This is a genomic window from Citrobacter sp. S55_ASV_140 (genome assembly GCF_018919505.1).
In the GTDB taxonomy this organism is placed as follows: domain Bacteria; phylum Pseudomonadota; class Gammaproteobacteria; order Enterobacterales; family Enterobacteriaceae; genus Citrobacter; species Citrobacter werkmanii.
Window position 1 is genome coordinate 1 of sequence record NZ_JAHLQZ010000150.1, and the last position, 10,430, is coordinate 10,430.

Consider the following 10,430-nt stretch of genomic DNA (forward strand, 5'->3'; position numbering starts at 1 on the left):
GCTCTACGGACAAGGTGTTGTCGATACGCTACCTGAACTAAAGAATGAAAAACGCTACCAGCTCTCATCACAGCATTTCCCGTTTACTATCAGCGTTACCGGTCCGGGCGCCAGTGAACTGGCGATTAAACATCTGCCAACACAACTGCCGCTGGCGGTGATCCTCAGTCTGTTAGTGGGGTACCTGGCGTGGCTGGCAACCGCCAACAGAATGAGTTTCTCCTGGGAGATAAATCTGGCCCTTGCCGCCCGGGAATTCGAGCTGTTCTGCCAGCCGCTGCTCAATGCGCAAACGCAGCAATGCATGGGGGTGGAAATCCTGTTACGCTGGAATAATCCGCGTCAGGGTTGGATCTCTCCCGAAGTGTTTATTCCCATCGCCGAGGAGCACAACCTGATCGTGCCCCTGACGCGTCATGTCATCGCAGAAACCATTCAGCAACGACACGTCTTCCCCATGAGCAGTCAGTTTCATATCGGGATCAATGTCGCCGCCAGCCATTTTCGCCATGGCACGCTGTTAAAAGATCTCAACCAGTATTGGTTTAGCCAGCATCCCATTCAGCAGTTAGTCATCGAACTTACCGAACGTGATGCGTTACTGGATGTGGATTATCGGGTTGTACGCGAGCTAAATCGCCTTGGCGTAAAACTGGCGATTGACGATTTTGGCACTGGCAACAGCTCGCTCTCCTGGCTGGAAAAACTCCGCCCGGATGTACTGAAAATTGATAAATCATTTACTTCTGCGATCGGTACCGATGCCGTGAACTCAACCGTTACAGACATCATCATCGCGCTGGGAAAAAGACTGAATATCGAACTGGTGGCGGAAGGGGTTGAAACGCAGGCGCAGGCACAGCATTTGCGCCGGCACGGTGTACATTTATTGCAAGGTTTTCTGTATGCGAAGCCAATGCCGCTATGCGATTTTCCAAAATGGCTGGCGGGCAGCACGCCGCCGCCCACCCGGCATAACGGGCGACATAGTATGCCCGTTATGCCGTTTCGCTAAACCCGATTACTCGTCTTCATCGTGAGCAGGTTGTTCTTTAACAATGCGAACTAAATCCACACGATAGTCATTCGCTTCGACAATCGTAATACTCAGCGGCGCAACCTCGATAACATCGCCGACGCGTGGAATATGACCGTTAGCCGCGATGACTAAACCTGCCACCGTCGCGATATCTTCGTCTTCATCCACCAGCGTATCCACGTCCAGCGCCTGCTGCAATGCATGCAGGTCGGTTCCGCCTTTCACCAACCAGCCGCCCGCATCAGCAATAATTTCAGGCGTTTCATCGGCATCGGGGAACTCACCGGCGATAGCTTCTAATACGTCCAGCGGTGTAACCAGCCCCTGCACGACACCAAATTCGTTAGTAACGATCACGAAACTGCCGCGGGCACGACGCAGAACGCCCAACAGATTGATCGGGTCCAGCGTTTCCGGGACCACGATAGCCGGAGAGGCTGAGGCAATCGCCGCCACATCCACACCCTCTTCCAGCGCTACCAGCAGTTCTTTGGCACGGACGATACCGATAATTTCGTCCAGCTCACCGCGACATACCGGGAACAGGCTGTGCGGTGACGAAAGCAATTGCTCGCGAATTTCCGCTACGCTCAGGTCCGCATCAACCCAGCTAATCTCGCCACGAGGCGTCATAATGCCACGTAATGAACGCGAGGCCAGGGAGAGTACGCCGTTGATCATATAGCGTTCTTCTTCCACAAATGCGCCTTCCGGAACGGGCACAGGTACCGGATTGTCGGATTCCATCTGCGCGCTGGCCTGACGTTTACCGCCCATCAGACGCAGGATTGCATCCGCAGTTCGCGCACGCAGCGGCAGGGTCGACTGGTGGCGAATAAAGTTACGACGGGCAATCTGGTTAAACAACTCGATAATGATCGAGAAGCCAATCGCCGCATACAGATAACCTTTCGGAATGTGGAAGCCAAACCCTTCGGCAACCAGACTCAGACCAATCATCAACAGGAAGCTCAGACACAGCACCACCACCGTCGGATGCTGGTTCACAAATCGCGTCAACGGCTTGGAAGCCAGCAGCATCACGGCCATAGCTATCACGACGGCCGCCATCATGACCGGCAGATGGTTGACCATACCGACCGCAGTAATCACCGCATCCAGCGAGAACACCGCATCAAGGATGACAATCTGCGTCACCACAACCCAAAAGCTCGCATAGCCTTTCGTCTGCCCGGTATCATGTTCACGGTTTTCCAGCCGCTCATGCAGCTCTGTCGTTGCCTTGAACAAGAGGAAGATACCGCCCAGCAGCATTATCAGATCGCGCCCCGAGAACGCATAGTCCATTACCGTAAACAGCGGCTTTGTCAGCGTCACCATCCACGAAATCACGGACAACAAGCCCAGACGCATAATCAGTGCCAGTGATAAACCGATTAAACGCGCTTTATCTCGCTGTTTCGGCGGCAGCTTATCAGCCAGGATCGCAATGAAGACCAGGTTATCAATACCCAGAACAATTTCGAGAACGACAAGCGTGAGCAAACCCACCCAAATCTGCGGGTCCATTAATAATTCCATGACAAGCTCCTGCTTAAGGAATGACCAAACTGCGCGCTGAGGATCTCAGGCGTTAAAGCATTATGCAGAGAAAATTTGTGGCAAAAAGTGCCAATCTGACAGGCGCAAAGCGGCCTGAGGGTGAAATGACGTCGGTGACGATCCATATGGTGGGCTACTGCCCTATACTCCTGAGTAATTAAACAGATGCTAAACATAACAGAGACAACCGGTTTTTAGCAAAGATTTACCTTCCTTTGCAATAAGTTGTTTCGGAGATATTTTACCCTTCGAAATTTCTTTTCATCGGAAGTTAAATTACGGATCTTCATCACATAAAATATTTTTTTCGATATCTAAAATAATTCACGAAAATCATAGGTTTTTCTTTGTAACCCTTATCTGAATCGATTCGATTGCGGACGACGATTCAAATACATCTTTACGTTGATGTGTTAACGATAATAAAGGAGGTAGCAAGTGACCATTGCTATTGTAATAGGCACACATGGTTGGGCTGCAGAGCAGTTACTTAAGACAGCAGAGATGCTGTTAGGCGAGCAGGAAAACGTCGGCTGGATCGATTTCGTTCCAGGCGAAAATGCCGAAACGCTGATCGAAAAGTACAACGCTCAGTTGGCAAAACTCGATACCAGTAAAGGCGTGCTGTTTCTCGTTGACACATGGGGAGGCAGCCCGTTTAACGCTGCGAGCCGCATTGTCGTCGATAAAGAGCATTACGAAGTTATCGCCGGTGTGAACATTCCCATGCTGGTTGAAACCTTCATGGCGCGTGATGACAACCCGAGCTTTGATGAATTAGTGGCACTGGCCGTTGAAACCGGTAGCGAAGGCGTGAAAGCGTTGAAAGCGAAACCGGTGGAAAAGGCCGCTCCTGCCCCCGTTGCGGCACCAAAAGCAGCAGCACCGGCGAAACCGATGGGCCCGAACGATTATATGCAGATCGGTCTGGCGCGTATCGATGACCGTTTAATTCATGGTCAGGTAGCCACTCGCTGGACCAAAGAAACCAACGTAACGCGCATTATTGTCGTCAGCGATGAAGTTGCCGCCGATACCGTGCGTAAAACGCTGCTGACTCAGGTAGCACCTCCGGGTGTGACGGCGCATGTGGTTGATGTCGCGAAAATGATCCGCGTCTACAACAACCCGAAATATGCAGGCGAGCGTGTGATGCTGTTGTTCACCAACCCGACCGATGTGGAACGTATCGTTGAAGGTGGTGTGAAAATTACCTCTGTAAACATTGGCGGTATGGCTTTCCGTCAGGGTAAAACACAGGTAAACAACGCAATTTCTGTTGATGAAAAAGACATCGAAGCCTTCAAAAAACTCAACGAACGCGGTATTGAGCTCGAAGCGCGTAAAGTTTCGACCGATCAGAAACTGAAAATGATGGATTTGATTGCCAAGGCGAAATAATTCCCTGGCATTTACTTAGTTTTCACACTTAAGTCTGTATAGCAATAGGAGAAGTACAATGGAGATTACCACTCTTCAGATTGTGCTGGTGTTCATCGTCGCATGTATCGCGGGTATGGAGTCGGTACTCGATGAATTTCAGTTCCACCGTCCGTTGGTGGCCTGTACGCTTATTGGCGCCGTTCTCGGGGATATGAAAACCGGTATTATCATCGGTGGTACCCTGGAAATGATCGCCCTTGGCTGGATGAACATCGGTGCTGCGGTTGCACCAGATGCCGCACTGGCGTCAATTATCTCTACCGTTCTGGTTATCGCGGGTCACCAAAGTATTGGTGCCGGTATCGCGCTGGCTATCCCGCTGGCAGCAGCAGGCCAGGTTCTGACCATCATCGTTCGTACTATCACCGTAGCATTCCAGCACGCAGCGGATAAGGCGGCCGAAAACGGCAACCTGACGGCGCTCTCCTGGCTGCACGTGTCCTCGCTGTTCCTGCAGGCTATGCGTATCGCTATCCCGGCGGTAATCGTGGCGATTTCTGTAGGTACCAGTGAAGTTCAGAGCATGCTCAACGCCATTCCGGAAGTCGTCACCGGCGGCCTGAACATCGCAGGCGGTATGATCGTAGTGGTTGGTTATGCGATGGTCATCAATATGATGCGCGCGGGCTACCTGATGCCGTTCTTCTACCTCGGCTTCGTCACCGCGGCATTTACTAACTTCAACCTGGTTGCTCTGGGTGTGATTGGCGCAGTGATGGCAATCCTCTACATTCAGCTGAGCCCGAAATATAACCGCGTCGCCGGTGCGCCAGTTCAGGCAGCTGGTAACAACGATCTTGATAACGAACTGGACTAGCAGGTGAGCGAAATGGTTGATATGACTAAAACTACCACCGAGAAAAAACTCACTCCGAGTGACATTCGTGGCGTGTTCATTCGTTCTAACCTGTTTCAGGGTTCATGGAACTTCGAACGTATGCAGGCGCTGGGTTTTTGTTTCTCCATGGTACCGGCTATCCGCCGTTTGTACCCGGAAAACAACGATGCACGTAAGCAGGCTATTAAGCGTCACCTGGAATTCTTTAACACCCATCCGTACGTAGCCGCACCTGTGCTGGGCGTTACGCTGGCGATGGAAGAGCAGCGTGCCAACGGCGCAGAGATTGACGATGGTGCTATCAACGGTATCAAAGTTGGTCTGATGGGACCGCTGGCAGGCGTCGGCGACCCAATCTTCTGGGGTACGGTACGTCCGGTATTTGCTGCGCTTGGCGCTGGAATCGCGATGAGCGGCAGCCTGCTTGGACCACTGTTGTTCTTCATCCTGTTTAACCTGGTGCGTCTGGCAACCCGTTACTACGGTGTGGCATACGGCTACCGTAAAGGGGTCGATATCGTTAAAGATATGGGCGGCGGCTTCCTGCAGAAACTGACTGAGGGGGCGTCAATCCTCGGCCTGTTTGTCATGGGGGCATTGGTTAACAAGTGGACGCACGTGAATATCCCGTTGGTGGTCTCCACTATCACCGGTCAGGATGGTCAGACTCGCGTCACCACCGTGCAGACTATCCTTGACCAGCTGATGCCGGGCCTGGTTCCTCTGCTGCTGACTTTCGCTTGTATGTGGCTGCTGCGTAAGAAAGTGAACCCGCTGTGGATTATCGTTGGCTTCTTCATCATCGGTATCGCGGGCTACGCTGTCGGCCTGCTTGGCCTGTAAGACTGTTGTACACCACCGGGGGCTTGCCCCCGGTTTTTCTATTCAGAGGATTGAGGATTCATGACTATCACGGACCTGGTGCTGGTTCTTTTTATCTTTTCGCTGCTGGCGTATGCCATTTACGATCAGTTCATCATGCCCCGCCGTAATGGCCTTACTCTGCTGACGGTCGCCCTGCTTCCTCGCAGCCGTGTTGACAGTGTTATCTTCATTGGCCTGGTAGCTATTCTTATTTACAACAACGTCACCAGCCACGGGGCGCAATTCACCACGTGGTTATTATGCGCACTGATATTGATGGGGTTGTATCTGTTCTGGATCCGTACGCCGAAAATCATCTTCAAGCAAAAAGGTTTTTTCTTTGCCAACGTCTGGATTGAATATAACCGCATTAAAGAGATGAATTTATCAGAGGACGGCGTGCTGGTGATGCAATTAGAACAGCGGAGATTGCTGGTTCGCGTACGAAATATAGACGATCTTGAAAAAATATATAAGCTTCTCATTTCAAATCAGTGAATTAGAAAGATAGCCTGAACTATGTTTTTTATATATTTTTGAAAACAAAACATAGCTAAGGCTATATTACAACGTCCGTAATGTTATTTATTTTAACGTTCTGTTTATAAATAAATCTAAATGAAAATCGTTTTCAATTAGAAGTCAAATATTATTTCCCTGTTTCTTGTTTTATATTCTCAATATATGTTAAGGTTGCGCCCGTCGTTGGGGAGTAGCCGATTTCCAGACTCCGGAAATGTACGTGTCAACATACTCGTTGAAAAACGTGGCGCGTACGGACTGAACATACAGCTTCAGTCAGGCGAGACCATAGGCACATCAACTGCAATGCATACCTGAATGGCACGATATATTTCGTGATTTTAATCTGTGTGCATGGTTACTGGGGGCAGTGATGTGTTTTATGGATACCCCGGTCAGGACGCTGTTATGAATCTCACCGCTACTGTACTTCTCGCTTTCGGCATGTCGATGGATGCTTTCGCTGCATCAATTGGCAAAGGCGCCACCCTGCATAAACCCAAATTTTCTGAAGCTCTGCGCACCGGTCTCATTTTCGGCGCAGTTGAAACCCTGACGCCGCTGATTGGCTGGGGAATGGGCATGCTGGCAAGCAAATTCGTGCTGGAGTGGAACCACTGGATCGCTTTCATTCTGCTGATTTTCTTAGGTGGGCGAATGATAATCGAAGGTTTTCGCGACAACGGTGATGAAGATGAAGAACCGCCGCGCCGCCACGGATTCTGGCTGCTGGTCACCACCGCTATCGCCACCAGTCTCGACGCGATGGCCGTCGGGGTGGGTCTGGCGTTCCTGCAGGTTAACATCATTGCGACTGCGCTGGCCATCGGCTGCGCCACGTTGATGATGTCCACGCTCGGCATGATGATCGGTCGTTTTATTGGTCCGATGCTGGGCAAACGAGCTGAAATCCTGGGCGGGGTGGTACTGATTGGTATCGGCGCCCAGATCCTCTGGGCGCACTTCCACGGTTAATTCTGGCGCTGCCAGATGTGAATACTAAAATCTGTCTGGCAGTCAAACGTCGTTTTTCCTGCCAGCGTTTCCCACACTTCCGGTTTTGCCCGCCAGGCGAACGGCGTCATTTGCAGTAATGCTACGGCTTCGCTGCCCTGGAGCTGCATCTGATAGCCCAGCGCAATACTTTGCTGCAGGACAAAACCTTCCAGTTGTTCGGTATGTGGCGCATGCAAACGCACCTCATCATAAATCAGCCCTTTCAGCTCCATTAAATGACGCGGCCCAGGCGTGGCGGTGATTACCCATCCTCCCGGTTTCACCACGCGAGCCAGCTCTTGCGCTTTACAGGGCGCGTAGATCCTGATGATGGCATCCATGGACGCATCGGCAAACGGCAGACGATGGCTGGAAGCCACGCAAAAGGTGACCTGCGGATAACGACGGGCTGCGGCCTTAATCGCCACTTTAGAAACGTCGAGGCCAACGGTCTTGCCGCCAGTCAGCGTATCGGCAAAGGCATGGGTGTAATACCCTTCTCCACAGCCGATATCCAGAATCGCCGCGTTCTCTGAACTCAGCGTCTGCACAAGCACATTCACAATCGCGTCACGCAGCGGTTGATAGTGTCCGGCATCAAGAAACGCCCGGCGCGCCTGCATCATCTCAGCGCTGTCACCCGGATCGCGCGACCGCTTATGCTGAACCGGCAGTAAGTTGACATACCCTTCTTTCGCCACATCAAACTGGTGCCGCTCAGGGCAAATAAAACTGTTTTTCGTTTGAGTAAGAGGCTGGTGGCAAAGAGGACAGGAAAACGACATGACAACTCCGGCAGGTGATTTGAGGGCGCAAGTGTAACGCGAATTGCGCCCCGGGAAAATAACTTACAGCGTCGGCGAGGATACGCTGTCGCCATGCATCACCAGCAGGTGATCGGAGTCGGCAGGCATACCGTCTGGTTTAACATTTTCCAGGCGTAAGACATCACCCATTATCTGGCTGAATACCGGCGCGGAGACGGCGCCCCCATAGTAAGCACCGTTTTGTGGATTATTAATAACCACGACTAAGGCGAATTTCGGGTCGCTCGCTGGCGCAACGCCTGCCGTATAAGCCACGTATTTATCAACATATTTACCATCATCGCCAATTTTTTTCGCCGTCCCGGTCTTCACCGCAACCCGATAATCCCTGACCGCGGCCTTAGTTCCCCCACCGCCGGGTAACGCGACGCTTTCCATCATATGTTCAACCTGATGAACCAGCGCCTCCGGCATCACCCGCGTCCCTATTACCGGCGGATCAATACGCGTTATAGAAAGGGGGCGATAGATGCCAAAACTACCGATGGTGGCATAGACATGCGCCAACTGGAGCGGCGTCACCATGAGCCCATAACCGAATGCAAAGGTGGCGCGATCCAAATCGCTCCAGTAGCGGCGTTGAGGCATTAAACCACTGCTTTCGCCGGTTAATCCCAACCCGGTTGGGTCGCCAAAGCCAAAACGTTTATAGGTATCCAGCAATTTCTGCACCGGCATAGCTAACGACAAGTGCGAAACGCCCGTGTCGCTCGATTTCTGCAAAATGCCGGTCAGCGACAGCTCCGGGTAAAATCCGACGTCGCGAATACGATGCCCGTCGACATTAAAAGGATGGGTATCAATTACGCTGTCCGGTTGCACAATCCCCTGCTGGAGCGCGGTCATGATCACCAGTGGCTTAACGGTTGAACCGGGTTCAAAGGTGTCGCTAATGGCACGGTTACGAAAATCATCCAGTACCGCGCCGTCTCGATTGTTGGGGTTAAAGTCGGGGAAACTTGCCATGGAGAGAATTTCGCCGGTGTCAATATTAACCAGTACCGCGGCCCCGGATTCCGCTTTATTCCATGTAACGGCATTGTCCAGCGCGTCTTCGGTAACCGTCTGCAAACGCTCATCAATACTGAGTTGTAACTCATGTGCAGGCACCGGCATCACTTCGGTGATATTTTCGATGACATGGCCAAATTTGTCTTTACGGACCAGGCGGGAGCCGGGTTTGCCCATCAACTGGCTATTGAAGCTTTTCTCCAGGCCTTCAATACCCTGGCCATCGATATTGGTGAAACCAATGAGATTAGCCGCAACATGTCCGGCGGGATAAAAGCGGCGTGATTCTTCACGCAGATTGATCCCCGGAAGATTAAGGTTATCGATCCATTCAGCCTGCTGAGGAGAGATCTGGCGGGCCAGATAAATAAAGCGTCCCGCAGGATTACTGTTAACACGCTCAGCCAGAGAACTGAGCGAAATGTTCAGAGTCTTTGCTAACGCCTGCCAACGTTCGTTGTAGCCCACGCCTCCCTTGCTGATAATGGTTTTAGGGTCTGCCCAGACGGCATTCACCGGGACACTTACCGCCAGCGGTCGCCCTTCTCTGTCGGTAATCATTCCGCGTGGCGAGGCAATGGTAACCTCGCGTAACGAACGCATATCTTCCTGTTTTACCAAAGTTGTCGGCGTGACAATTTGTAGCCACGCCACGCGACCCAGCAGCAATCCCAGGCTTAATAATATCGCCACACAAAGCAGGGCAAAACGTACGGGAGTAAAATTGCGCGCATCTATGTCGTTTTTCTTTTTCACCTGGACTCCCGCATGATAGTTTTTCAGGTGTCTGATTTAACGAGAAATGCCGCGAGAATGCGGGGAAAACTATGCTACGAACATCACGCCTTTGCAACAAAGCGCTAATGGATGGGCTTTCAGAAATATTTTGACGTAATTTGAATTAAAAAGCCCCGCATAAGCGAGGCTTTATATCTGAGATGGTTGCGCAAGAGCGCATCAAATCAGTGGTGTCGATCAGATAGCTGTTACGTTTACAGCAGCCGGACCTTTCTGGCCGTCCTGAATTTCGAACTCAACGTTCTGGCCTTCAGCCAGAGTTTTGAAGCCGTTACCCTGGATAGCGGAGAAGTGTACGAACACGTCTTTGCTGCCATCAGCCGGAGTAATGAAGCCAAAACCTTTAGACTCGTTGAACCACTTAACTTGACCTTTAATCTTTGCCATTTGCAAAATTCCTTAGAGTATTTTCTTCGCCCGCGGGCATAACATAGATAAAACTGAGACATTACTGCTTGAGGCACTAATATAAGGTTCGGCAGAGAAGCGGTATTCAACGTCAACGTGTTTACTCAGGACTTCTTTACTG

General features: G+C 51.4%; 11 protein-coding genes and 1 riboswitch. Of the genes, 6 read left to right on the forward strand and 5 right to left on the reverse strand.

What is annotated here, in order from left to right; genetic code table 11:
- Positions 1-1,015: EAL domain-containing protein (locus KQJ18_RS17950; RefSeq protein ID WP_216422423.1), on the forward strand; the 1,015-nt coding region annotated here is incomplete at its 5' end.
- 6 nt (positions 1,016-1,021) lie between these two features.
- Here KQJ18_RS17950 and yoaE read toward each other — a convergent pair.
- On the reverse strand, positions 1,022-2,581 hold the full coding sequence (gene yoaE / locus KQJ18_RS17955; RefSeq protein WP_038641275.1) for a CNNM family cation transport protein YoaE: 1,560 nt from the start codon (positions 2,579-2,581) through the stop codon (positions 1,022-1,024).
- A gap of 459 nt (positions 2,582-3,040) precedes the next feature.
- Here yoaE and manX point away from each other — a divergent pair, with 459 nt between their 5' ends.
- From manX to mntP, 5 genes are all read left to right on the forward strand, one after another.
- A complete protein-coding gene (gene manX / locus KQJ18_RS17960; protein WP_005122176.1) occupies positions 3,041-4,003 on the forward strand; it encodes a PTS mannose transporter subunit IIAB in 963 nt (320 codons plus the stop codon).
- A 58-nt stretch (positions 4,004-4,061) separates the two neighbouring features.
- Positions 4,062-4,862: a PTS mannose/fructose/sorbose transporter subunit IIC gene (locus KQJ18_RS17965; RefSeq protein WP_005122174.1), complete on the forward strand. Its 801-nt coding sequence runs from the start codon at positions 4,062-4,064 to the stop codon at positions 4,860-4,862.
- A gap of 12 nt (positions 4,863-4,874) precedes the next feature.
- The gene (locus KQJ18_RS17970) at positions 4,875-5,726 is read left to right on the forward strand and encodes a PTS mannose transporter subunit IID (RefSeq protein ID WP_006684184.1); all 852 of its coding nucleotides are present in this window, start codon (positions 4,875-4,877) and stop codon (positions 5,724-5,726) included.
- A gap of 60 nt (positions 5,727-5,786) precedes the next feature.
- Positions 5,787-6,245, forward strand: coding sequence for a DUF986 family protein (locus tag KQJ18_RS17975; protein ID WP_038641277.1), 459 nt, complete (start codon positions 5,787-5,789; stop codon positions 6,243-6,245).
- Positions 6,246-6,442: 197 nt separating this feature from the next.
- Positions 6,443-6,547: riboswitch (yybP-ykoY riboswitch) on the forward strand.
- A 130-nt stretch (positions 6,548-6,677) separates the two neighbouring features.
- Entirely contained in the window at positions 6,678-7,244 is a 567-nt protein-coding gene (gene mntP, locus KQJ18_RS17980; protein WP_038641279.1) for a manganese efflux pump MntP, read from the forward strand.
- On the opposite strand, the gene rlmA is transcribed toward mntP, so the two are convergent.
- The 4 genes from rlmA to KQJ18_RS18000 form a co-directional block, all read right to left on the reverse strand.
- Complete coding sequence (gene rlmA / locus KQJ18_RS17985) at positions 7,241-8,050, reverse strand: 23S rRNA (guanine(745)-N(1))-methyltransferase (RefSeq protein WP_137347818.1); 810 nt, start codon at positions 8,048-8,050, stop codon at positions 7,241-7,243. The two genes, mntP and rlmA, sit on opposite strands and share 4 nt — an antisense overlap.
- 63 nt (positions 8,051-8,113) lie before the next feature.
- Positions 8,114-9,859, reverse strand: coding sequence for a peptidoglycan glycosyltransferase FtsI (gene ftsI / locus KQJ18_RS17990; protein WP_038641283.1), 1,746 nt, complete (start codon positions 9,857-9,859; stop codon positions 8,114-8,116).
- A 219-nt stretch (positions 9,860-10,078) separates the two neighbouring features.
- A complete protein-coding gene (gene cspE, locus KQJ18_RS17995; protein ID WP_001062678.1) occupies positions 10,079-10,288 on the reverse strand; it encodes a transcription antiterminator/RNA stability regulator CspE in 210 nt (69 codons plus the stop codon).
- 12 nt (positions 10,289-10,300) lie between these two features.
- A partial coding sequence (locus KQJ18_RS18000) for a DUF2627 domain-containing protein (protein ID WP_216422425.1) occupies positions 10,301-10,430 on the reverse strand: 130 nt, incomplete at its 5' end.

Coding starts and splice junctions, on each gene's coding strand:
- yoaE (WP_038641275.1), bottom strand. CDS start 2,581: ATGGAATTATTAATGGACCCGCAGATTTGGGTGGGTTTGCTCACGCTT.
- KQJ18_RS17965 (WP_005122174.1), top strand. CDS start 4,062: ATGGAGATTACCACTCTTCAGATTGTGCTGGTGTTCATCGTCGCATGT.
- KQJ18_RS17970 (WP_006684184.1), top strand. CDS start 4,875: ATGGTTGATATGACTAAAACTACCACCGAGAAAAAACTCACTCCGAGT.
- KQJ18_RS17975 (WP_038641277.1), top strand. CDS start 5,787: ATGACTATCACGGACCTGGTGCTGGTTCTTTTTATCTTTTCGCTGCTG.
- mntP (WP_038641279.1), top strand. CDS start 6,678: ATGAATCTCACCGCTACTGTACTTCTCGCTTTCGGCATGTCGATGGAT.
- rlmA (WP_137347818.1), bottom strand. CDS start 8,050: ATGTCGTTTTCCTGTCCTCTTTGCCACCAGCCTCTTACTCAAACGAAA.
- cspE (WP_001062678.1), bottom strand. CDS start 10,288: ATGGCAAAGATTAAAGGTCAAGTTAAGTGGTTCAACGAGTCTAAAGGT.